Origin of the sequence: Plantactinospora siamensis, from assembly GCF_042434095.1 — a bacterium.
GTDB lineage: Bacteria > Actinomycetota > Actinomycetes > Mycobacteriales > Micromonosporaceae > KBS50.
Genome location: NZ_JBHLUE010000016.1, coordinates 410,229 through 433,181 on the forward strand (window position 1 = coordinate 410,229; position 22,953 = coordinate 433,181).

At 74.8% G+C, this 22,953-nt stretch carries 20 protein-coding genes; 9 read left to right on the forward strand and 11 right to left on the reverse strand.

Features of this window, described 5'->3' with window-relative positions:
• Positions 1-135 precede the first annotated feature (135 nt).
• Entirely contained in the window at positions 136-1,548 is a 1,413-nt protein-coding gene (locus tag ACFFHU_RS19280; protein WP_377340825.1) for an alpha,alpha-trehalose-phosphate synthase (UDP-forming), read from the forward strand.
• 98 nt (positions 1,549-1,646) lie between these two features.
• On the opposite strand, the gene ACFFHU_RS19285 is transcribed toward ACFFHU_RS19280, so the two are convergent.
• From ACFFHU_RS19285 to ACFFHU_RS19310, 6 genes are all read right to left on the reverse strand, one after another.
• Positions 1,647-2,459 (reverse strand): alpha/beta hydrolase, encoded by an 813-nt coding sequence (locus tag ACFFHU_RS19285; protein ID WP_377340827.1) that lies wholly within the window; start codon positions 2,457-2,459, stop codon positions 1,647-1,649.
• 58 nt (positions 2,460-2,517) lie between these two features.
• Positions 2,518-3,903 carry a flavin-containing monooxygenase gene (locus ACFFHU_RS19290; protein WP_377340829.1) on the reverse strand — a complete coding sequence of 462 codons (1,386 nt, stop codon included), beginning with the start codon at positions 3,901-3,903 and terminating at the stop codon, positions 2,518-2,520.
• Positions 3,904-4,048: 145 nt separating this feature from the next.
• Positions 4,049-4,744: an endonuclease/exonuclease/phosphatase family protein gene (locus tag ACFFHU_RS19295; protein ID WP_377341225.1), complete on the reverse strand. Its 696-nt coding sequence runs from the start codon at positions 4,742-4,744 to the stop codon at positions 4,049-4,051.
• A gap of 182 nt (positions 4,745-4,926) precedes the next feature.
• Entirely contained in the window at positions 4,927-5,883 is a 957-nt protein-coding gene (locus ACFFHU_RS19300) for an ROK family glucokinase (RefSeq protein WP_377340831.1), read from the reverse strand.
• A gap of 61 nt (positions 5,884-5,944) precedes the next feature.
• Positions 5,945-6,706 carry a hypothetical protein gene (locus tag ACFFHU_RS19305; protein WP_377340833.1) on the reverse strand — a complete coding sequence of 254 codons (762 nt, stop codon included), beginning with the start codon at positions 6,704-6,706 and terminating at the stop codon, positions 5,945-5,947.
• Positions 6,707-6,747: 41 nt separating this feature from the next.
• A complete protein-coding gene (locus ACFFHU_RS19310) occupies positions 6,748-7,203 on the reverse strand; it encodes an SRPBCC family protein (RefSeq protein WP_377340835.1) in 456 nt (151 codons plus the stop codon).
• Between the two features lie 244 nt (positions 7,204-7,447).
• On the opposite strand from ACFFHU_RS19310, the gene ACFFHU_RS19315 reads away from it, so the two are divergent.
• From ACFFHU_RS19315 to ACFFHU_RS19325, 3 genes are all read left to right on the forward strand, one after another.
• The gene (locus ACFFHU_RS19315; protein ID WP_377340836.1) at positions 7,448-9,250 is read left to right on the forward strand and encodes an AMP-dependent synthetase/ligase; all 1,803 of its coding nucleotides are present in this window, start codon (positions 7,448-7,450) and stop codon (positions 9,248-9,250) included.
• A 77-nt stretch (positions 9,251-9,327) separates the two neighbouring features.
• A complete protein-coding gene (locus tag ACFFHU_RS19320; RefSeq protein ID WP_377341226.1) occupies positions 9,328-10,947 on the forward strand; it encodes a GAF domain-containing sensor histidine kinase in 1,620 nt (539 codons plus the stop codon).
• A gap of 8 nt (positions 10,948-10,955) precedes the next feature.
• Complete coding sequence (locus ACFFHU_RS19325) at positions 10,956-11,624, forward strand: response regulator transcription factor (protein ID WP_091557164.1); 669 nt, start codon at positions 10,956-10,958, stop codon at positions 11,622-11,624.
• 113 nt (positions 11,625-11,737) lie between these two features.
• Here the strand turns inward: ACFFHU_RS19325 and ACFFHU_RS19330 are convergent, their stop codons facing one another.
• The 4 genes from ACFFHU_RS19330 to ACFFHU_RS19345 form a co-directional block, all read right to left on the reverse strand.
• The gene (locus ACFFHU_RS19330; RefSeq protein ID WP_377340838.1) at positions 11,738-12,862 is read right to left on the reverse strand and encodes a glycosyltransferase family 4 protein; all 1,125 of its coding nucleotides are present in this window, start codon (positions 12,860-12,862) and stop codon (positions 11,738-11,740) included.
• Entirely contained in the window at positions 12,859-14,118 is a 1,260-nt protein-coding gene (locus ACFFHU_RS19335) for a M48 family metalloprotease (RefSeq protein WP_377340840.1), read from the reverse strand. Before ACFFHU_RS19335 ends, ACFFHU_RS19330 begins: the two co-directional genes overlap by 4 nt.
• Positions 14,119-14,359: 241 nt before the next feature.
• Entirely contained in the window at positions 14,360-14,581 is a 222-nt protein-coding gene (locus ACFFHU_RS19340) for a hypothetical protein (protein WP_377340842.1), read from the reverse strand.
• 299 nt (positions 14,582-14,880) lie between these two features.
• Positions 14,881-16,443, reverse strand: a complete 1,563-nt coding sequence (locus ACFFHU_RS19345) for an NYN domain-containing protein (RefSeq protein WP_377340844.1) — start codon at positions 16,441-16,443, stop codon at positions 14,881-14,883.
• 147 nt (positions 16,444-16,590) lie between these two features.
• Between ACFFHU_RS19345 and ACFFHU_RS19350 the strand changes: the two genes are divergently transcribed.
• The 5 genes from ACFFHU_RS19350 to ACFFHU_RS19370 all read left to right on the forward strand — a co-directional run bounded on the left by ACFFHU_RS19350 (position 16,591) and on the right by ACFFHU_RS19370 (position 22,035).
• On the forward strand, positions 16,591-18,324 hold the full coding sequence (locus ACFFHU_RS19350) for a DEDD exonuclease domain-containing protein (RefSeq protein ID WP_377341227.1): 1,734 nt from the start codon (positions 16,591-16,593) through the stop codon (positions 18,322-18,324).
• A 129-nt stretch (positions 18,325-18,453) separates the two neighbouring features.
• Positions 18,454-20,238: a RelA/SpoT family protein gene (locus tag ACFFHU_RS19355; RefSeq protein WP_377340846.1), complete on the forward strand. Its 1,785-nt coding sequence runs from the start codon at positions 18,454-18,456 to the stop codon at positions 20,236-20,238.
• 43 nt (positions 20,239-20,281) lie between these two features.
• Positions 20,282-20,812, forward strand: a complete 531-nt coding sequence (locus ACFFHU_RS19360) for an NUDIX hydrolase (protein ID WP_377340848.1) — start codon at positions 20,282-20,284, stop codon at positions 20,810-20,812.
• The gene (locus ACFFHU_RS19365; RefSeq protein ID WP_377340850.1) at positions 20,809-21,687 is read left to right on the forward strand and encodes a nucleotidyltransferase family protein; all 879 of its coding nucleotides are present in this window, start codon (positions 20,809-20,811) and stop codon (positions 21,685-21,687) included. Before ACFFHU_RS19360 ends, ACFFHU_RS19365 begins: the two co-directional genes overlap by 4 nt.
• 60 nt (positions 21,688-21,747) lie before the next feature.
• Positions 21,748-22,035: an Lrp/AsnC family transcriptional regulator gene (locus tag ACFFHU_RS19370; protein ID WP_377340851.1), complete on the forward strand. Its 288-nt coding sequence runs from the start codon at positions 21,748-21,750 to the stop codon at positions 22,033-22,035.
• Between the two features lie 161 nt (positions 22,036-22,196).
• Here the strand turns inward: ACFFHU_RS19370 and ACFFHU_RS19375 are convergent, their stop codons facing one another.
• Entirely contained in the window at positions 22,197-22,913 is a 717-nt protein-coding gene (locus ACFFHU_RS19375; protein ID WP_377340852.1) for a DUF4142 domain-containing protein, read from the reverse strand.
• Positions 22,914-22,953: the final 40 nt, after the last annotated feature.

Consider the following 22,953-nt stretch of genomic DNA (forward strand, 5'->3'; position numbering starts at 1 on the left):
CGCCCGCACCGCGATGATCGACGGTCTGTAATATTCGCGCAACGTGGGGTCAGTAGGAATACTGCGAGAAAGGCCGATCCTTCGCCGCCGGCCGTCCGGATTGGACGACCGTCCCACCCCTCGCGAGGTATTCCGATGCGCCCACGATCGCTCGTGGTGGTTGCCAACCGCCTGCCCGTCGACGACAGCCAACCCGACGGCGCCTGTGAATGGCGGCGCAGCCCGGGCGGACTCGTCGGCGCCCTGCATCCGCTGCTGAGGCGGGAACCGGCCACCTGGGTCGGTTGGGCCGGTGGCACCGGTCCGGCGCCGACGCTGCCGGACGTCGACGGGGTGCGCATGGTCGGCGTACCGCTGTCCGAAGAGGACGTACGGGACCACTACGAGGGGTTCGCCAACGCCACGCTGTGGCCCCTCTACCACGACGCCGTCGAGCAGCCGGTGCACCACCGCCGCTGGTGGGAGGCTTACCGGCGGGTCAACCAGCGGTTCGCCGACGTCGTGGCCGAGACCGCCGACCCGGACGCGGTGGTCTGGGTGCAGGACTACCACCTGCAACTCGTGCCGGCGCTGCTCCGGGAACGCCGCCCCGACGTACGCATCGGGTTCTTCCTGCACGTCCCGTTCCCGCCGCCCGAGCTGTTCATGCAGCTGCCGCGGCGCTCCGAGCTGCTGGCCGGCATGCTCGGGGCGGACCTGGTCGGGTTCCAGCGGGCGCAGGCTGCGCACAACTTCGCCCAGCTGGCCACCCGGCTGCTCGACCTGACCGCCAGCGATGAGCAGATCCAGGTGGGCGACCGGACGGTACGGGTGGGTGCCTTCCCCGTCTCGATCGACATGGCCGAGATGGCGACCCTGGCCGACCGGCCCGACGTGCTCACCCGGGCCCGGCGCTGGCGCGGCGACCTCGGCGACCCGCGGCACGTGGTGCTCAGCGTCGACCGGATGGACTACATCAAGGGCATCGAGCAGCGCCTCAAGGCGTACAGCGAACTGCTGGCCGACGGGCGGCTGAAGGTGCACGACACCGCGCTGGTCCAGGTGGCGGTGCCCAGCCGGGAGCGGGTGGCGCAGTACCAGGTGCTGCGCGACCGGGTGGAACGCGAGGTCGGCCGGATCAACGGCGAGTTCGGCCGGGTCGGCGAGCCGGCCGTGCACTACCTGACCCAGCCGTTCGACCGTGCCGGGCTGGCCGCCCTCTACCGGGTGGCCGACGTGCTGGCCGTGACGCCGCTGCGGGACGGCATGAACCTGGTGGCCAAGGAGTACGTGGCGGCCCGGGTGGACGACGGCGGGGCGCTGCTGCTCAGCGAGTTCGCCGGCGCGGCCGCGGAGTTCACCGACGCGTTCCAGGTGAACCCGCACGACCTCGACGGGCTCAAGCGCACGCTGCTGGCCGCGCTCCAGGCCTCCCCCACCGAGCTGCGCCGCCGGATGCGGTCGATGCGCGACCACCTGCGCGAGCACGACATCCGGGCGTGGGCCCGGTCCTACCTCACCGCGCTCGACGAGACCGGCGGGCTGGCCGACCGCCTCACGTCGAGCTGATCCCCAGGCCTGCCGTCAGGGTTTCCGCCGGGGGCCGCCCACGTCGGGATCAAGCCTGACCGCCCGGAGTGGGCGGGCCCGGCGGAAACCCGCCAGGATCAGGCCGTCCCCTCCTTGTCGAGCCAGTCGAGGACGGCCTCAATCGGCTCGTACCAGCCGGCGTCGAGCATCAGGTCGTGACCCATGCCGGGGAACAGCAGCGGAGCCGAGGCGTGCCGGCGGGCCGCCCGGGCCAGCGCGGCCGGCGGGACGATCCGGTCGTCGGGGCTGCCCACCACCAGCACCGGCGGCTCGCCGACCGGCGGCTGCGCGGCCGGTCGGTCGAGCAGCTGCCACTGCGCCCGCCGGCTCGCCCGGCCCATCCGAGCCAGGTACGCGTCGGCCGCCTCGGCCGGCAGCTCCCGGCTGAACCGCTGCCGCCGGTCGAACCGCAGGGCGCCGCCGAACACCGCCGGCAGGGTGCCGCCCGGGTTGCGCCGCAGCGCCGTACCCAGGGTGTCCCAGCCGCCGAGCACCGGCGCGACCAGCACGGCCGCCCGGGCCGGGTAGCGCGCCAGGGCGTGCTCGACCACCAGCGCCCCGGCGCCGTGCCCGACCAGCACGGCCCGGCGCGGCAGGCCGGCCGCCGCCTGGACCACGTCGTGCGCGTACGCCCGCAGGTCCGCGCCGGGCGCCGACCCGCTGCCGCCGTGCCCGCGCAGGCTGACCGCGTACGCGGGGAAACCGCGACCGGCGGCGTGCCCCAGCCAGTTCTCGGCGAAGACCCAGGCCCCGTGCCCGAAGCCCGGCACGAACAGCAGCGGCGGGCGGCCGTCGTCGGTCTGCGGCAGGGCGCTGAGGATCTCGCGCCGCACCGGCGGCACCGGCCGGGCCCAGTCCCGGAACCGCATGATGTCCAGCCGGCCACTCATGCTGACATTCCTTTCGTTCGCGACTGCGGGGCGCGCAAAACCGGCGCACTCCTCGCGCTCACGCTGAGACCTCCAGTTCGTCGAGGGCGCGCTGCAGGGCCCGCATGAGCTCCACGTGGCCGACCTCGAACCAGTGCCGGGTGCTGTCCTTCACCTTCGCCTCGTGCCAGCGGCGGGACGCCTCCGACTCCACCCGGTTGGCAAAGGCCGCGGCCCGCTCCGGCGCCCGCTCGCGCAGCCGGAGGTAGCGGGCGATCACCACGCTCTGCCAGTGGGACAGCGGGAAGATGCCGGAGTCGGGCTGGACCAGGCCGACCACGGCCAGCGTCGGATGCTGGCGCGGGAAGGCGTTCAGGAACAGGGTCGGCCGGCCCGAGCCGTCGTCGCCGAGCACGGCCGGATCGAGGAACTCGAACCGGGGCAGGTACCCGGTGGCCAGCACCACCAGCTCCGGCTCGATCTGCCGGCCGTCGGTCAGCACCACCCGGGCGCCGTCGAAGCGGGCCACCTCGGGCACCGGCTCGATCCCGCCGTGCCCCACGTAGTAGACGAGTTGGCTGTTGGCGATCGGGTGCGTCTCGTACACCTTGTGGTCGGGCTTCGGCAGGCCGAACCGGCTCAGGTCGCCCACCGTGAGCCGGAGCACCTGGTGGAACAGCCACTGGCGCAGCCACAGCGGCAGCCGGAGCCAGTGCGTGGTGTCGTTGACCTGGTCGGCCGGGCGGCCGAGGACGTACTTCGGGGCGTACCAGTAGCCGCGCCGGGTGGAGTGCCAGCACCGGGCCGCCTGCTGGGCCGCCTCGACCGCGATGTCGCAGCCGGTGTTGCCGGCGCCCACCACCAGCACCCGCTTGCCGCGCAGCTGGGCCGGGTCCTTGTACGCGCTGGAGTGGATCACCTTGCCGCGGAAGTCGGCCAGCCCCTCGTACGCCGGCAGCTTGGGCGACCAGTTGTGGCCGTTCGCCACCACCACGGCCGCGTACCGGCTGGTCCGCTCGGCGCCGAAGCCCCCGGTGCTGCGGGTGGTGACGTACCAGCGGTCGCCCTCGGCCGGCTCCACCCGGACCACCTCGGTGCCGAACCAGATGTGCCGGCGCAGGTCGAAGTGGTCGGCGTAGCGCTCGAAGTACGACAGCAGCTGCGCGTGGTGCGGGTAGTCCGGCCAGTCGTCCGGCATCGGGAAGTCCGGGTACTGGGTGAACGGCTTCGAGGAGATGAGGTGGGTGCTCGAGTACACCGGGCTGCGGTCGTGCCGCCAGTTCCAGATGCCGCCGACGCCGGTCTCCCGCTCGTAGCAGTCGACCCCGAAGCCGTACTCGGTGAGGTTCTTGACCGCGGCCAGTCCGCTGGCGCCGGCGCCGATCACGCAGACGGTCTCGCCGCGGTCGTACACCTGGCGGCCGTCCCGCCACGCGGGGCCGGACTGGTCGGTGGAGGAGGACACCGAAATCTCCTTCGCGCTCCGGCGAGAGTGCCGACGTGCCGGAGAATCGTCGTACCTGGCCGCCCCCGTTGTCCAGTCGGCACACGGGAAACGGTTAGCAGGGGACCCTTCCTATACAAAAAGCGATAACAGGGGGCCCTTCCTTTCAGCCGGGCAGCACCAGGTCGGCCAGCACCGGCAGGTGGTCGCTGGCCAGCCGGGTCCGCTCGGTGTCCGGCACCTCGTAGCCGACCACCTCGATCCGCGGATCGACCAGGACCGCGTCCAGCCGGTGCCGGGGACCGGAGCTGGGAAAGGTGAGCCGATCGGCCCGGCCGGTCGCCACGGCCGAGTCGGTCAGACCCTCGGCCACCGTCCGCCACGCCGGGCCGTCCGGGTCCTCGTTGAGGTCCGCGCCGAGGATCAGCGGCAACCGGACGCCGGCCAGCTCGGCCTTGAGCAGCGCGGCCTGCCGGGGCCGCTCGTCCGGGTCGGTGGACAGGTGCGAGCCGGCCACCACGAACCGGGCCGTCCCGGCGCCGTCCGGGCCCGGCCCGACCGAGCATTCCGCGTACGCCGCGCCGCGCAGGTGCCGTCCGGGCGTCAACGGATAGCGCCGGGTCCAGGTGGCGTGCACCCGGACCCGCAGCGAGGTGAGCACCAGGTTGCCCAGCGAGGGCTGGCCGCCCACCGCCACCACCATGCCGAACGCCTCGGCCAGGGCCGCGCAGCCGTGCCGCCAGCGGAACCGGCGGGGCGCCTCCTGCACGATCACCACGTCCGGCGCGGCCTCCCGGACGGTCGCCGCAAGCGCGGCCGCGTCGTCCCGCCGGCCATGCACGTTGTACGACAGCACCCGCAGCCGCGGCGCGGCCGCCGGGCCGCGCGCCGGATCCGGGGTCGCCGTCGACTCCGCCGTAGGGCCGGTCGAGGCCGGACCGGTGACGGCCGGGCCGGTGACAGCCGGGCCGGTGACAGCCGGGCCGGTGACAGCCGGGCCGGTGACGGCCGGGCCGGTCGAGGCCGGGCCGGTCGAGGCCGGGCTCACCGGCGCCGGGCCAGGTCGGCGGCGCCCACCACGCCCGCGTTGTTGCCCAGCTCGGCCGGGTGGATCTCGGCCACCGCGATCCGGCCGCGCTGGGCGAGCGACTCCCGGTAGGACCGGTCGGTGGGGCCGAGCAGCAGCTCGCCCGCGTCCACGACGCCGCCCCCGACGACCAGGATCTGCGGGTCGAGGATCTGCACGAGATCGGCCATCGTCATGCCCAGCCAGCGGCCGAGCTGGGCGAAGGCCTCGGCCGAGACCGGGTCCCCGGCCTGGGCCGCCGAGGTCACCATCCGGCCCGTGATGCCCTCCGGGTCGCCGCCGGCCAGCTCCAGCAGCGCCGTGGCGCGGGCCGGCTCCTGCCGGGCGCCCGCGCGGGCGAACCGGACCAGCGCGCTGCCGCTGGCGTACTGCTCGATGCAGCCCAGCCGGCCACAGCCGCACAGGTGCCCGTCCGGCACCGCGAGGGTGTGCCCCAGCTCGCCGGCGATCCCGTGCGCGCCGCGCAGCAGCTCGCCGCCGAGGACGATCCCGCCGCCCACCCCGGTGCCGATGGTGAACATCACCATCGAGTCGTCGGCCGCCCGGGCCGCGCCATACCGGAACTCCGCCCAGGCGGCCACGTTGGCATCGTTCTCCACGATCACCGGCAGCCCCACGGCCGAGCTCACGTAGTCGCGCAGCGGCTCGTCCCGCCAGGCGATGTTCGGCGCGAACAGCACGGTGGACCGGTCCGCGTCGATCCAGCCGGCCGCGCCGATCCCGACCGCCTCGATCCGGCGACCCGTGACCAGCTCGGTGGCCACCTCCACGATGATGTCCCGGGTCTTGGCCACGTCGTCGGCGGGAGTGTCCCGGCGGACCTCGGCCAGCACCGTGCCGGAGTCGTCGACGACGCCCCCGGCCACCTTCGTGCCACCCACATCGATCCCGATGGTCAGCGTCACCGCCGCCACTCCCCTCTGCCGTGCCGGTACCCGGCGCCGCCACCCGGCCCGCCGGCCCCGGCGGGCGTCCTCACTGCGCCGGTCGGACGTCGTCGTCCGCCGGGTCCGGTTCGGCGGTCGTGGCCGCCGCCCAGACATCCCGCTCCGCCACCGGCTGTGCATCATGCCTGGTCCGCGTCGCCGCCCGCCACACCAGGTCCGGATCTTCGACCGAGCGGGCGCCACCGGCGGCCGGTCCGCTGCCGCGCTGGCCGGGCGCGGCGCCGCCGGGTCGGCCGGATCCGGCCGCCGGGGCAACGCGGGACGGCCCGGCCGGCTGCTCGACCGGCCCGCCCGGCTCGCCGACGGGATCCGCCGGCCGGTCGACGGGGCCGTCCGTCCGGTCGGACCGATCGGTTGCGGGCGGGACGAGGGCCCGTAGCAGGCTCGTCACTCCGGCCGCCAGATCTCCGGCGCCGGTGCTGAGCCGCTCCGCGAACTCGGGGCTCGGGTCGCGGAGCGCCGCTATGGCCCGGCAGAGCGGGCAGACGCAGCACTCGGCGCTCCCGGTGGCAAACCCGCCGCCGCCGGCCGCCGCGCCCGAGCCGGTAGACGTACCGGGGCCGGTAGACGTACCGGAGCCGGCCGCCGCGCCGGAGCCGGCGGACGCGCCGCCGGATCCGCCGGTCGAACCGCCCGGCGCGGGCGCGGAGAACCGGCCCAGCGCACCGATCAGCTGGCCCACCGGGCCCGCCGCCCGCTGGCCGGCGGCGGCCAGCCGGGCCGCGGCCAGGGCCGTGGCCACCAGCCGCTCCGCCTCCTCCCGGGCGCTACCCGGATCCATCTGCGCCATGTCCGATTCTCCTCACCACGACGGGTCCGCGCGGCGAGCCGTCATCGCGCGTCCTCGTCGGCTTCCACCCGCCGCTTGAGCTGCTTCAGCGCGGTATCCATGATCATTTTCTCGGCCTTGCGACGGAACATCCCCAGCGTGGCCACCGCCAGCTCGACGGCCAGCGTGTACGTCACCGTGCACCCGCCGTCGCCGTTGTCCACCAGGTCGTACGACCCGTTCTGCCGACGCTGCATCCGGCTGGGCGCGGCCAGCTGCCACTCGATCCGGGTCAGGTCCTCCGCGTACGAGTAGACCAGTGTGTAGTCGTCGGCCAGCACCCCGGCATCGATCACGAACCGCACCGTGTGGGCGTACCCGTCCTCGTACTCCGTCAGCACCTCGGCCTCGCGGACCGCCTCGGTCCACTCCGGGTACCGCGCGAAGTCGCAGATCACCTCCGCCACCCGGGAACACGGCGCCGAGATCACGATCGACTGGGTGGAGGACTCCGCCATGGCAGGCAGGCTACCCTCTGGGCCGCCTCGGATGTCCGGCCGGCTCGCGGGCCTGCCGCCGGCCGCGCACCGCCCGCGCACCCGTCCCGACGGCCGCGTAACGCCCGCGGCCGGCCGGCTCGGCCGCCGGTCCCCGGGCCCCGTCGGAGGGCTGCGGGCGCGGTACGGGCGCGGACAGGTAGGTTCGACAGGGCCCGGCGGGTCGGCACGACGCCGCCGCGGGCACGAGTACGAGGGAGTTCAGGTGCGTGAGTTCTCGGTCCCCCCGGTCGTCACCATCGGCGACGCGGCCAACCTGACCGACCCGGTCTGGGCCAACGCCTCGGCCGCACCGGACCACGTGCAGTTCGTCCGGCCCGCACCGGACGGTTCGGGCGGCTGGACCGACGTCACCTGCCGGCAGTTCCGGGACGAGGTGGTGGCGGTGGCCCGCGGGCTGGTCGCCGCGGGGATCTCGCCGGGCGACCGGGTCGGGCTGATGAGCCGGACCCGGTACGAGTGGACCCTGCTGGACTACGCGATCTGGGCGGCCGGCGCGGTGACCGTGCCGATCTACGAGACGTCCAGCGCCGAGCAGGTGGCCTGGATCCTGGCCGACTCGGGCGCGGCGGCCTGCTTCGTGGAGACCAACGCGCACGCCCTGCTGCTCGCCGGGATCCGGGACCGGCTGCCCGGGCTGGAGCACCTGTGGCAGATCGACACGGGTGACCTGGACGGGCTGCTGGCCCGCGGCGCCACGGTCGAGGAGGCCGAGATCGACGCGCGGCGCGCCGCCCTCCGCTCGGGCGACCTCGCCACGATCATCTACACCAGCGGCACCACCGGACGGCCCAAGGGCTGCGCCCTGACCCACCGCAACATGTACGCGGACATCGCCAACGCCATCCCGGTGCTGCCCAACCTGTTCCACGAGGGCGCCTCGACGCTGCTGTTCCTGCCGTTGGCGCACGCCTTCGCGCGGCTGATCCAGATCGGCGTGGTGGCCGCCCGGGCCACCATGGCGCACGCGCCGGACACCAGGAGCCTGGCCGAGGACCTGCGCACCTTCGAGCCCACCTTCGTGCTGTCGGTGCCCCGGGTCTTCGAGAAGATCTACAACGCGGCCGCCCAGCGGGCCCAGGCCGAGGGCAAGGGCGGCATCTTCGCCCGCGCCGAGCAGGTGGCCGTGGCCTACAGCCAGGCCCTGGACACGCCCTCGGGGCCGGGCCTGCGGCTGCGGGCGCAGCACCGGGTCTTCGACCGGCTGGTCTACCGCAAGCTGCGGACCGCCCTCGGCGGCCGGTGCCGGGCGGCCATCTCCGGCGGCGCGCCGCTGGGCGCCCGGCTCGGGCACTTCTTCCGCGGGGTGGGCGTGGCCATCCAGGAGGGCTACGGCCTCACCGAGACCTCCCCGGCGGCCGCCGCCAACCTGCCCTCGGCCACCCGGGTCGGCACCGTCGGCCGGCCGCTGCCGGGGGTGACCATCCGGACCGCCGACGACGGCGAGGTGCTGATCAAGGGCGACATCGTCTTCTCCGGCTACTGGAACAACCCGGACGCCACCGCCGAGGCGCTCCGGGACGGCTGGTTCTGCACCGGCGACCTGGGTCAACTGGACGACGACGGCTACCTGACGATCACCGGCCGCAAGAAGGAGATCATCGTCACCGCCGGCGGCAAGAACGTGGCGCCCGCGGTGCTCGAGGACCGGATCCGGGCGCACCCGTTGATCAGCCAGTGCGTCGTGGTCGGCGACCGGCAGCCGTTCATCGCCGCCCTGGTGACCATCGACCCCGACGCCTGGCCGGGCTGGCTGGCCGAGCACGGCCACCCCGCCGGCACCGCCGTTGCCGACCTGCGCGAGGACCCGCAGCTGCGGGCGGAGATCCAGGGCTGCGTGGATGACGCCAACCGGGCCGTCTCCAAGCCGGAGGCCATCAAGCAGTTCCGCATCCTGCCGGCCGACTTCACCGAGGCCAGCGGGGAGCTGACGCCCTCGCTCAAGGTCAAGCGCAACGTGGTGCACAAGACATACGCCGCGGAGATCGCGGCCATCTACGGAAGCTGACTACGATCCGTCAGGTGTCCGCGCCGACAGCCGCCCGCCTCCGCCCGCGCCCCCTCGCGGCGACCGCCCGCATCGTCATGCTCGGTCTGGTCGCGATCCTCACCCTGGTGGCGACGCGCGAGATGGGCCAGCTGGTCTGGGTGGTGCTGCTCGCGGTCGCCGGCATCCCGGCGGTGCTGGCCCCCCGGCACGCGCTGCTCGGACCGCTCGGCCGGTTCGCCGAAGCGGTGATCATCGGGCTGGCCGCCAGCCAGGTGGCGGCCGTGGCCGTCACCGGCGGCGGCTGGGGAGCGTCGGCGATCCTGCCGTACCTCGCGGTGCCGCTCACCGTGACCGCGCTGAGCCGGCGCACCCGCGAGGGCGCCGCCCTGCTCGGGGTCACCGCGGCCGTCCTGCTGGTGGGCGGGGCGCTCACCACGTCCGGCGGGCAGCGGCAGCTGGCCCAGCCCTGGTATCTCGCGGTCTGCGCGCAGTGGCTGATCCTGGCCGCGCTCGGCCTGTACGCGGCCGCCACCTTCCAGCGGGTGGTGCGGGCACGCGGGGCCGCCGAGCCCCAGCCGTACGCCGAGGCCACCCGGCTGCTCACCCAGCTGCGCAGCGTGGCCCGACAGCTTCCGGGCGCCACCCTCGATCCGGGCGGGATCTCCGAGCACCTGGTGGAGGAGTTGCTCACGGTGACCCGGGCCGACCGGGCCGCGGTGCTGTCGGCCAGCGGCGGTGGCCGCCTGGTGGTGCTGGCCCAGCGCGGCGCCGACCGGGTGGACTGGGAGACGACGCTGGACGCCGACTCGGCCATCGCCGACGCCTGGGCCAGCCAGCAGCCGCAGACGGCGCACCGCTCGCAGGCCCGCTCGCATCCCGGCGGGGAGGTGTCGGCGCTGGTCGTACCGCTGGTGGCCGGCGTGCGGACCGTCGGGCTGGTGACGTTGGAGGCCGACGTGGCCAACGCCTACCCGTCGCCGGTGGTGGCCCGGGTACGGGCGCTGACCGACCCGGCCGCGCTGCGGCTGGAGGCCGCCCTGCTGTTCGACGAGGTGCGGTCGCTGGCCACCAACGAGGAACGGCAGCGGCTGGCCCGGGAGATCCACGACGGGGTGGCGCAGGAGCTGGTGATGGTCGGCTACGGCATCGACAACGCGCTGGCCACGGTGCACTCCGACGCCAAGGAGACCGAGGAGTCGCTGCGTACGCTGCGCGGCGAGGTCACCCGGGTGATCACGGAGCTGCGGCTGAGCCTGTTCGAGCTGCGCAGCGAGGTCGACCGGCACGGCGGGCTGGCCGCCGCGATCGCCGAGTACGCCCGGACGGTGGGCGCGTCGGCCGGGCTGCGGGTGCATCTCTCGCTCGACGAGTCGACCGCGCGGCTGCCGGCCGCCACCGAGGCGGAGCTGCTGCGGATCGCACAGGAAGCGGTCACGAACGCCCGAAAGCACGCGAGTGCCGCAAACCTCTGGGTCACCTGCGAGGTGGACCCCCCGTACGCCCGAATTGAAGTGTCGGATGATGGTCAGGGCATCGCTGACCAGCGGCCCGACGGACGGTACGGTCTTGCGATCATGGCAGAGAGGGCGGAACGTATCCGGGGCCGGCTGGAGATCAGTCCGCGCCACCCGAGCGGCACCACCGTCGCAGTGGTGGTCGGAACGTCCCCTCGGCGAGATAACGTGCGCGGTAGCACCGCACCAGAAGGGGAGTAACCCGGAACATGACCACCAGCCCCATGCCGACGACCCGCACCAAGGTCCTGCTCGTCGACGATCACGATCTGATCCGCAAGGGACTGCGGCACGCCTTCGAGCGGGACCGGCAGTTCGAGGTGGTCGGCGAGGCCGCCACCGCCGCGGAGGGGGTTCGGCAGGCGGGGGCGCTGCAACCCGACGTGGTGATCATGGATCTCCGGCTGCCCGACGGCAGCGGGCTGGAGGCCACCCGGGCGCTGCGCAAGTCCAGCGCCACCATGGGAATCGTGGTGCTGACCATGTACGCCGGCGACGACCAGCTGTTCGGCGCCCTGGAGGCCGGCGCCAGCGCGTTCGTGCCCAAGACCGCCCCGGCCGACGAGGTGGTGGCCGCCGCCCGGCACGCGGCCTCGTCGCCCAGCGCGTTCACCGCCGCGGACCTGGCCGAGGCCATGAAGCGCCGGCTCGCCCCGTCCGGGCCGCAGCTGAGCCCGCGCGAGGGCCAGGTGCTCCGGCTGCTGGCCGACGGCATGAGCGTGGCCGGCATCGCCAAGCAGCTGTTCGTGAGCGAGTCGACCGCCAAGACGCACATCTCGAAGCTCTACGAGAAGCTGGGCGCGGCCAACCGGGCGCAGGCGCTCATGACGGCGCTGCGGCTCGGGCTGCTCGAGGCGCCCGACGCCCCCAAGTTCTGACACCCGCCGCGACCCGCGCTTCCGGTCGCCCGCGCCGGCTTCGGCATCAGGTCCGTACCGGGAGCGCGGGATCGCGGTGACCCAGCTGCCCCGGCGGTCAGCCGGGGCGGTGGTCAGCCGGCGAGCAGCTCGGTGAGCCGGGCGGACTGCCGGTCCCAGCGCCACTCCCGGTCCACCCAGGACCGTCCGGCCGCGCCCATCCGGGCCGCCAGCTGCCGGTCAGTGAGCAGACTGACCAGTCGATCAACCAGGGCCGCGCCGTCCCGCCCACCGACCACGTAACCGGTCTCGCCGTCGCGTACCGCGTCCGGCGCGCCGCCGGAGTCACCCGCCACCACCGGCAGCCCGGTGGCGGACGCCTCCAGGTAGACGATGCCGAGTCCCTCCACGTCCAGGCCCCGGTTGCGGGTGCGGCACGGCATCGCGTACACATCGCCGGCCGCGTAGTGCTCGGGCAACTCCGCCCACGGCACCGAACCGGTGAACACCACGTCGCGCTCCACCCCGGTCTCCCGGGCCAGCCGTTCCAGGGTGGACCGGTACGGGCCGCCGCTCACCAGCAGCAGGGCCGCGTCCGGCACCCGACGCCGGACCGCCGGCAGCGCCCGGATCAGCGAGTCCTGACCCTTGCGCGGCACCAGCCGGGAGACGCACACCACCACGGGCCGGCCGGCCAGGCCGTACCGGGCCCGCACCGCGGCGCCGTCGACCCCGGGATGGTAGGCATCGACATCGACCCCCGGCGCGAGCCGGCGCAGTTCGGTCAGCCCGCCCATCACCGGCTCGAGCCGGCGTCGCTGGTAGTCGCCGAGGTATGTCACCACGTCGGCGCCGCGCGCGATCCGGCGCAGCAGGGGCCCGGTGCCGGGCACGGTGGTCCAGCCGGCCTCGTGTCCGTGGGTCAGCGCCACCACCCGGTCCACGCCGGCCCGCCGGCGCAGGCCGGTGGCCAGCAGCCCGAGCGGGGCCGCGGCGCCGAACCAGACGGTGTCGCAGCCGCGGTCCCGGGCCAGTTCGGCGGCCCGCCGGGCCACCCCGGGGGTGGGCAACAGCACCGAGGTCGGTTCGCGGACCACCTCGAACGGCTGCTCCGCGTCGAACGCCTCGGCGCCGCGCCAGGTGGAGGCGTACACCACGACGGAGTCGGCCGGCTGGCCGAGCGCGAGCCGGTGGACGAAGAGCTGGATGCCGCCGTGCCGGGGCGGGAAGTCGTTGGTGACGAGCAGCGTACGGTTCACCGGCCGGACCGCCGCGCGTACGCCCGGGCCGCCGCCATCCGCTCCACCGTGGACGGATGGCTCGCCGAGTAGAGGTACGCCCACCGGGGCGGGTCGGGATCGCTCAGGTTGACCATCGACAGCCGCTGCTGCATGGCCGCGAAGGTGTCCGGGTCGTCGGTCAGGGCCAGCGCGTGCGCGTCCGCCCGGGCCTCCAGCCGCCGGGAGACCAGCGCCTGCACGGGCGCGGCCACCACCCCCGCCACCGCGAGCACGGCGAGCAGCAGCGGCAGGGCCCGCGGCAGCGCGATGCCGGTCACCCCGGCCGCGCGGAGCAGCCCGGCCCACTCCCCCAGCAGATAGATCGCGACCACGGCGAGGGCCGCGGCCAGCGCGCCGAGCAGCGTCCCGGTGAACACGTCCCGGTCCCGGGCGTGCCCGAGTTCGTGGGCCACCACGCTGGTGACCTCCGCCGGCGTCGCCTCCCGGAGCAGGGTGTCGTAGACGACGATCCGCCGCGTCGGCCCGAGGCCCGACACGTAGGCGTTGACCGCCCGGGTGCGCCGGGAGGCGTCGGCCACCAGGACATCCCGCACCGGCACCCCGTCCCGGTCGGCCAGCGCCAGCAGCTCGGTGCGCAGCGGGCTTGCCGGCATCGGGGTGAAGCGGTTGAAGACCGGCTCCACCAGCACCGGCAGGATGAACGACAGCAGCGTCACGAGCAGCGCCGCGCCGGCCGCGCCGAAGGCCCACCACCAGCGCGGGGACAGCCTGGTCACCGCGTAGAAGGCGAACAGGGCCACCGCGCCGATCACGGCCGTCACCGCGTACGACCGCAGCAGGTCGCCGACCCAGCCGCCCCAGCCCTGGGTGGAGATGCCGTACCGGACCACGACCGTGTGCCGCCAGGCCGCGACCGGAAGCGTCACCAGATCGGCCAGAAAGATCACGGCGAGGCCGCCGAGGACCGCCTCGGCGATCCAGTGCTGCCCGAACGGCCGGCCGACCAGGCGCACCAGTCCGGCGCCCAGCGGGGTGAGCCCGAGCAGGAGCGCGACGACGAGGCCGATCGCGGTCGAGGCGTACCCGGCGGGGCGCAGCGCCCCGGCGAAGGCCCGCGCCCGGGCGACCTGGGCGGCCGGCAGCTCGCGCAGCGCGGCCAGCTGGTCGGCGCGCGGCGCCGGCGGCCGGCTCCACGGAACCAGCAGGACCGCCGCGAGCAGGAGGGCCACCGCGAGCCCGATGAGGGTCGCCACCGCCCACGCCCGTGGACTCATCAGCGCAGCTCCTCCCGCCGCCGGTGCGCGTCGGCCCATCCTATGGGCGGCCTCGCCCACCGCGGATCCGGGCGGCGGCTCACGCCACGTGCCGCCGCCTCACGCCACGTGCCGGGGGCGGCTCAGGCCCCGCCCCGGCGGCTCAGGCCACGTGCCGCCGCCTCACGCCACCCCCGGCGGCTCACGCCACGTGCCGCCGCCTCACGCCACGTGCCGGCGGCTCACGCCACGTGCCGGCGGCTCAGGCCACGTGCCGGCGGCGCCCGGACCGCCGGGTCAGCCTGGTCGCGGCGGGTGGCGGGGCGCTCAGCACCTCGACATCAAACCCGGCCCGGGCGAACACCTCGATGGCGCGTTCCTCGGCGGGGGTGAGCTCGGCGTCCGGCACCTCATCCAGGGCGCGCACCAGGCAGCCGGGGCAGCCCCGCTCGCGGGCGACGCAGGTGTCGCAGTCGATGAGCATCGTTTCGCCTCTCCTCGCGTGCGTCGGCAGCCCCGACTGACGACCTGGCCACCGTCCGTGACATAGACGGTATTCCGGGGGTACGACAAACCCGCCACCGCGCTCCACCAGGGACGAACCCCCCACCCCGTCCCCTTTGTCGATCTTGCACTTCGGGCCCGTACGAAACGCCACAGAAGCCGCAAATGCACGGCCACAACTGCAAGATCGACGGAGGCGAGGAGGCGGGCGGGGCGGGCGCGGAAGGGCAGGGCGCGGGAGGGGCAGGGCGGGAGGGGGGCAGGCGAGTGGAGGGGTGGTCAGGAGCGGGCGAGGCGGCGGAGCAGGGTGTCGGCGCTGAGCGGGTACGCGCCGTGCCGGCGTACTCCGTCGGCCACCTCCCGGTCGGAGGAGATCACGACCAGCGGGCGCCCGGCCGGCTCGGCGCGGACCAGCCGGCGAATCAGCTCGTCGGCCGTCTCTCCCTTGCGGGAGAACAGCACCCGGACCCCGCGCGGGGCGGGCGGCAGCCCGTGCACCCGCTCCGCCCCGTCGAACACCACGGTCACCTCGTCCCCGGTCCGGGCGGCCAGCCCACCCAGCCCGGTGATGAGCCGCTTGCGCTGCTGTTCCAGCGACATCTCCCCGAAACCCCGCTTGGTGACGTTGTAACCGTCCACCACCAGGTGCGCCCGGGGCAGCGCCAGCAGCTCGTCCAGCCGGGCCGGGTCGTCGGCGTCCAGCGCCCGCGCCCCGGCCCGGGTCGGCGCCCGGTCGCCGGGCCGGTCCGCGAACTCGTCCGCGACGAAGTCGGCCGGCAGCCGGTCCGCGGGGTCGAGGGCCAGCTCCCGGCGCAGCCCCATGGCCGCCTGGCCGATGGTCTCCAGCAGCAGCCACAGCCGGGCGTCGGCGACCGACCGGGCATCCTTCGCGCTCTGCCGGGCCGCCCCGGCCACGCTCTCGGCCTCGGCCAGCTTCGCCCGCAGCCGGCGCAGCTCGGCGTCGTGATCGGCCGTGGCCCGGTTGGCACGACCCTTCTCGGTGGCCAGCAACTCGCTGAGCCGGCGCTGCTGGGCCTGGGCCTCGCGCAGCGCGCGGGACTGCACCCGGGTCTCCTCGCGCAGCTGGCCCAGCTCCTCGCGGCCCCGGGCCAGCTCGTCACGCAGCTTGTCGGCCTCGACCCGGGCCACCGCGCGGTCGTGCTCGGCCCGTGCGGCGCGCTGTTCGGCCTCCCGCACCTGGGCCGCGATCTGGGCGCTGTCGGCCTCGGCCCGCACCGCCGCGCCGCTGGCTTCGACGAGATCACGCCAGCCCACCGGGCGGATCAGGTAGGCCAGGGCGGCCACCTGCACCGGATCGGCGGCCGCGGGAACCGTGCCGGCCCGCACGGCCGCGCCGAGCTCGCCGGCCTCGCCGAGCACCCGCGACCCGACCCGCTGCCGGAACAGCGGATCGGCCGCGAGCTGGGTGGCGATCGCCGCCCCGCCGAGCCGGGCGCGCCGGTTCGGGGCGAACTTGGCCACCCGCCGCAGCGGCACCGGCATCTCCTCGACCGGCAGGGCGGGCAGGGCCGCGGCGGCCAGGGCGATGACCCGCTGCCGGGCCGATTCGGGCAGCGCCGGCTCCGCTCCCTCCGGGTCGGCGTCGAGGGCGTCCACCGGATCACCCGCCGGGCCGCCGGCGAGGACGCCCGCCGGCTCACCGTCGAGGGCGTCCTCCGGGGCGGCCGTCTCGCCCTGGGGATAGCCGTCCGGCCCCGGTACGAGGGCGTCGGCCGGCTCGGACGCCGCGTCCGCGCCTCCCGCCCACGGGCCCGAACCGCCGGTCGCCCCGGTGGCCGCCGGATCGGCGGGACCGTGCGGGCGGGGCTCGGGGTGCGACATCTGTCAAGTCTCCCACCGCCGTCCAGCTGACCGCCCGCTGAGTCCACCGATGCGGTGAGCTGCGTGGTTCCGGCCCGATCCGACCCCCGCGCGCCGGAAGTGTCGTACGGGGCTTCTAACCTGCCCGCCGTGGCGCAACCGCAATACCTGCAGGGCACCCTCGACGGCCTGCTCGACCCCTCGGCCGGCATCCCCGACGAGCTGCCGCTGCATCAGACCACCTTCGTGGTGCTGGACCTGGAGACCACCGGTGGCGCGCCGGACGGCGGCGGCATCACCGAGGTGGGCGCCGTCAAGGTGCGCGGCGGCGAGGAGCTGGGCGTGCTGGCCACGCTCGTCAACCCGGGCGAGCCCATCCCGCCGTTCATCACCGTGCTGACCGGGATCACCCAGGCCATGCTGCTGCCCGCCCCGCCCATCGAGGAGGTGCTGCCGAGCCTGCTGGAGTTCCTCCGCGACGCGGTGCTGGTGGCGCACAACGCCCCGTACGACGTGGGGTTTCTCAAGGCCGCCTGCGCCCGGCACGGATACGCCTGGCCCAACCCGCGGGTGTTGGACACCGCGGCCCTGGCTCGCCGGGTGCTCACCGCCGACGAGGTGCCCAACCGCAAGCTGGGCACGCTCGCCGCCTACTTCCGGACCCCCCGGCAGCCCAGCCACCGCGCGCTGGCCGACGCCGAGGCCACCGTCGACGTGCTGCACGGGCTGATCGGCCGGCTGGGCGGGCACCGGGTGCACACGATCGGCGAGGCCATCGAGTTCTGCCGGGCGGTGAGCCCGGTGCAGCGCCGCAAGCGGCACCTGGCCGAGGGGCTGCCCCGGGTTCCGGGCGTCTACATCTTCCGGGCCGGTGACGGCCGCCCGCTGTACGTCGGCACCTCCGGCGACATCGCCACCCGGGTGCGCAGCTACTTCACCGCGGCCGAGAAGCGGGCTCGGATGTCCGAGATGCTGGCCGCGGCCGAGCGGGTCGACACGGTCGAGTGCGCGCACGCGCTGGAGGCCGAGGTACGCGAGCTGCGGCTGATCGCCGCGCACGCCCCGCCGTACAACCGGCGGTCGAAGTATCCCCAGCGGGTGGTGTGGCTGAAGCTGACCACCGAGGCCTATCCGCGGCTGTCGATGGTGGCCAAGCTGCCGGCCGGCGACGAGGCTTACCTGGGCCCGTTCACCTCCCGGCGCGCCGCGGAGCTGGCGGCGGCCGCGATGCACGACGCGCTGCCGCTGCGCCAGTGCACCCACCGGCTGTCCACCCGCAGCACGCTGCCGGCCTGCGCGCTGGCCGAGCTGGGCCGGTGCGCGGCGCCGTGCGAGCACCGGATCTCGGTGGCCGACTACGAGCAGCGCGCGGCCGGGGCGTTCCGGCGGGCCACCACCGGCGACCCGGGCGCGGTGGTGGCCGCGCTGCTGGCCCGGATCGAGACGCTCTCGGCCGCCCAGCGGTACGAGGAGGCCGCCGTGGTCCGTGGCCGGCTCGCGGCGGTGCTGCGGGCCACTGTACGGATGCAGCGCCTGCTCGGGCTGGCCCGGATCGCCGAGTTGTCCGCCGCCCGGCGCACCGCGGACGGCGGTTGGGAGCTGGTGGTGGTCCGGCACGGCCGGCTCGCCGGGGCCGCCCTGGCCAGGCCGGGCATGCCGCCCCGGGCCACCCTGAAGCAGGTGTTGGCCACCGCCGAGACGGTCATGCCGGGGTCCGGCCCGATCCCCAACGCCACGGCCGAGGAGTCCGAGCGGATCCTGTCCTGGTTGGAACGACCGGAAACCCGGCTGGTGGAAGCGTCCGACCCGTGGTCCTCCCCGGTCAACGGCGCGGCCCGGTTCCGCGAGCTGTTGACCAGGGCCGAATCGGCCGCCGGCCAACTGTTGTCCGAACGACGATGAGTAACGACCCGATCGGCCGACCCTTGCTCGCTTACTCTGGTAGAGAAGTGCATTCGTGCCCGATTCGTGGCCCGCTGTCGCACCTTCGCGCGAGCGGTGGCGGCATGGCCCGGTGAGGAGGTGTCCCGGGTGGACGTCGACGCCGGTCGCGGCGCCGCTCTCGGCGGTTCCCTCCCCGTGGACTTCCCGCTGGCCCGGCGGCTGCGCACGCTGCTGTCCTGGCCGCCGGCCGACGGCGACCCGGTCACCACCATGGTCCGTACGCACCGGGCCGTGCACTCCGGCGCGGACGCCGCGGCCCTGCGCCGGGCGTACGCGATCGCCGAGAGCATGCACCGGGGGCAGTTCCGCAAGAGCGGGGAGCCGTACATCACCCACCCGCTGGCGGTCGCGCAGATCTGCGCCGAGCTGGGGATGGACACCACCACGCTGGTGGCGGCCCTGCTGCACGACACCGTGGAGGACACCCGCTACACGCTGGACGCGCTGGACGGCGACTTCGGGTCCGAGGTGGCGCTGCTGGTCGACGGGGTGACGAAGTTCGACAAGGAGTTCTACGGCAAGGCCGCCGAGGCCGAGACGATCCGAAAGATGATCATCGCGGCCGGCAAGGACGTCCGGGTTCTGATCATCAAGCTCGCCGACCGGCTGCACAACATGCGGACCCTCGACGCCCGCTCCCCCGCCTCCCGCGCCCGGATCGCCCGGGCCACCGCCGAGGTGCTGGTCCCGCTCTGCGACCGGCTGGGCATCCAGATGCTCAAGCGGGAACTCGACGACGCGGTGCTGATGCACCTGGAGCCCGAGGAGTTCGCCCGGATCCAGGCGCACGTGGCGGCCGGCCAGCCCGCCCGGGAGTCGTACCTGACCCGGGTGGTCCGCGAGGCCCGGGTGGTGCTGCGCCGGGACCGGATCGACGCCGACGTGCAGGCCAGGCCCCGGCACGTCTACTCGATCTGGAAGGACACGGTGGCGGCCGGCCAGCCGACCCCGGTGGACCTGCCCCGCATCTCAATCGTGGTGGACGGGCCGGACAACGAGTGCTACGCGGCGCTGGGCGCGATCCACGGACTGTGGCGGCCGGTCCCGGGCCGGTTCAAGGACTACATCGCCTCGCCCAAGAACAACCTCTACCGCTCCCTGCACACCACGGTCTGCGGCCCGGACGACAGCTCGGTGGAGGTGCTGATCCGCACCCGCGCCATGCACCGGTCCGCGGAGTACGGCGTCGCGGCCGACTTCCGCTACCCGCAACCGGACGCCGGTTCCACACCGAGCGCCGAACAGCTCGACTGGCTGCGCCGGGTGCTCGACTGGGAGCAGGAGACGGCGGACCCCACCCTGTTCCTCCAGTCGCTGCGCTGCGACCTGGCCGAGTCGCAGGTACAGGTCTTCGCCGAGGGCCGGCAGGTGGTGCTGCCGGCCGGCTCGACCCCGGTCGACCTGGCGTACGAGCTGGGCCCGCATCGCGGCGACCACTGCCTGGCCGCCAAGATCAACGGCAGGCTGGCCCCGCTGGGCTCCGAGCTGGGCGAGGGCGACGTGGTGGAGATCTTCACCGAGGGCGACGCGCACGCCGAGCTGGACCTGGCGGTGGCGCCGCCGGGCCCCCGCAAGGAGTGGCTGGGGTTCGTCAAGTCGCCCCAGGCCCAGCTCCAGATCAACCGCTGGTTCGCCCAGCACGAGGAGCCGGGCATCTCCATCGCCGACAAGGTACGCCTGGGCCGGGCGGCGGTCGGGCTGGCGCTGCGCCGGCACAACCGCGGTCTCGCCAGCGACCTGCCGCTGCGCCGGCTGGCCGAGGAACGCGGCTACCCCGACGTGGACACCATGCTCGTCGCGGTCTTCGACCGGACACTCGAGCCGGAGGCCGTGGTGGAGCAGCTCATCGCCCTGGTCGACCACCCGGAATGACCTGGGCGTCCGGACGCCAACCGGCAACCTCTAGCCTGGTACGGTGACCGCCGCTCTCCGCCGCCTCCCCCGGGCCGCGCTCTACCGTGTCTTCTACCGGCTGCCGCTCAAGTTCCGGCACCGGCTGGTGCGGTTGGCCGTGCCCAAGTACATCGTCGGCGCGGTCACCGTGGTGTGGGACGCCGACGCCGCCGAGCCGGGCCGCCTGCTGCTGCTGCGGCAACCGCCCGGGCGGAAGTGGGGGCTGCCGGCCGGCCTGCTGCGCCGGGCCGAGCCGCCGATCGTCGGCGCCGCCCGCGAGCTGGCCGAGGAGAGCGGCGTACACCTGCGGACGGACCAGCTCACACCGGCCGTCCCGAACGCCGTGGTGCACGCCAGGGGCTGGGTCGACATGGTCTTCACGGCGCGCGTCCCGGCGTCCGGCGTCCAGCTGGCCGTGGACGGCGCGGAGGTGTACGAGGCGGCCTGGCATCCGGTGGACGACCTGCCCGTGCTCACCACGAACACCGCCCGGCTGCTCGGCATGTACGGGGTGGGCCCGGAGGCGCCGGCCAACCGCCGGTCCGGCGCGTGACCGGCGCCCCCTCCGGACCCGGCGGGGACCGCGCGGCCGGGGTCTGCGCGGTCGTGCTGGCCGCGGGCGAGGGGCGGCGACTGCGTCCGCTCACCGAGCAGGTGCCAAAGGCGCTCTGCCCGGTCGGCAACGTTCCGCTGCTGGACCGGGCGCTGGCCCGGGTGGCCGGGCTCGGCCTCGCCGGCCCGGCCACGGTGGCCGTCAACGCCTGCTACCTGGGCGAGCGGGTGGTGCGGCACGTCGGCGACCGGGCCACGCTGTCGGTGGAGCCGGACGGCCCGCTGGGCACCGCCGGCGGGCTGGCGCGGCTGCGGGACTGGATCGCCGGCCGGGGCGTGCTGGTGGGCAACGCCGACGGGTACCTCGCCGACCCGGACCGGCCGCCCGGGCCGGACATCGCCGCCCTGCTGACCGGCTGGGACGGCCACACCGTACGGCTGCTGGGGGTGCCCGCCTCGGGCCCGGAACCCGCGGAGTTCAGCGGCCACCGGTTCGCCGGCTTCTCACTGATCCCCGCCCGGTATCTGGACCGGCTGTCGGGCGCGGAACCGAATCTGGTCCGGGCCGTCTGGCGGCCCGCCGAGGCGGCCGGCGACCTCGAGATCGTGCCGTTCGCCGGCACGTACCTGGACACCGGCACGCCCGCCGACTACCTGGCGGCCAACCTGCACGCCGCGGGCGGCCGCAACCTGATCGATCCCACCGCGACGGTGACCGGCAGCTGCGACCGGACGGTGGTGGGCGCCGGCGCGACCGTCCGCGGCACGACCGTGCGGGCGGTGGTCTGGCCGGGCGAGGTGGTCGGGCCGGACGAGCGACTCACCGACGCCGTCCGGTTCGGCCGCGGCCGGACGCTGCCCGCCGGCACGATCTAGGGTCTGTGGCAAAGTCGACGGTACGGGTCTTCGACGCGGTCCCAGGAAAGGAGCCCACCGGTGATCACTGCGATCGTTCTGATCGACTGCGCCACCGACTCGATCCCCGAGGTGGCGGAGGCGCTGGCCGAGCTGCCGGGGGTGAGCGAGGTCTACTCGGTCGCCGGCAACACCGATCTGATCGCCATCGTGCGGGTTCGGGAGTTCGACCAGGTGGCCGAGGTGATCGCCGGGCGGATCTCCAAGGTGCCGGGCGTGACGAACACCGAGTCGCACATCGCGTTCCGGGCGTACTCGCAGCATGATCTGGAGGAGGCGTTCGCGATCGGCCTCGCCGGCACGGACTGATCCCCCGTGCGACACCGCACCCGCGCCGCCCGGGCCCGCCGGCTGGGCGCGCACCCTGGCCCGCCGGCTCGGCGCGCTCCCGGGCCCGCCGGCTCGGCGCGCCGCCGGGCCCGCCGGCTCTGCGCCGGCGGGCCCGTTGGGTTGTTGCGGTCGTGCCCCGGTCAGGTGGTGGCCGGGGTCGGCTCCTCGGTCGGGGCCTCGGTCGTGCCGCCGTTGCCCGGCGACTCGGTGGTGCCGCCGGTCCCCGGCGAGGCGCTGCCGCTCGGGCTCGCGCTACCGGAGCTGGTGCCCGGGCTCGGCGTGCCGGACGCGCCCGGCACCGCGATGCCGAGGCTCTGAGCCAGCGCCTGGAGCGACTCCAGGTGTGCCTGGAGCACCGGCAGCGCCTGCTGGGCGAGCTGCTTCACCGCCGCGTCGGAACCCTGGTTGATCTCGGTCTCGGTGGCCTGGATGGCCTTCTGATGGCCGGCCAGCTCGGCCGTCACCCAGGCGTTGTCGAAGGCCGAGCCGTTCAGCCCCTGCAGCTGGTTGAGCACGGCCTGCTGGTCGTTGCTCGGCGCGTTCGGCAGCGTCACCCCGGCCTGCGAGGCGGTGCTCTGCACGGCTTGGTCGAGCTGGGTGTGGTCGGTGACGAACTGCGTCGCCAGATCCTTGACCTGCTGGTTCGACGCCTTCTGCTGCGCCACGTTGCCGCCCGAGATCTCCGCCAGGTTGACCTGGTGGATGGTCTGCAGGTACTGCGTGTCCTGCTGCGCCGGCGATGCGCTCCCGGACGGCGCCGCCGTGCCCTGCGCCGCGGTGGCCTCGGCCGCGGCGGCCGGCACGAGGCCGATGACCGCCAGACCGGCGATCACGGCCAGCCGTTTCACCCCCAACATGGTGTTCCCCCCTTGGTCGTTGGACCGCACGGGTACCCCC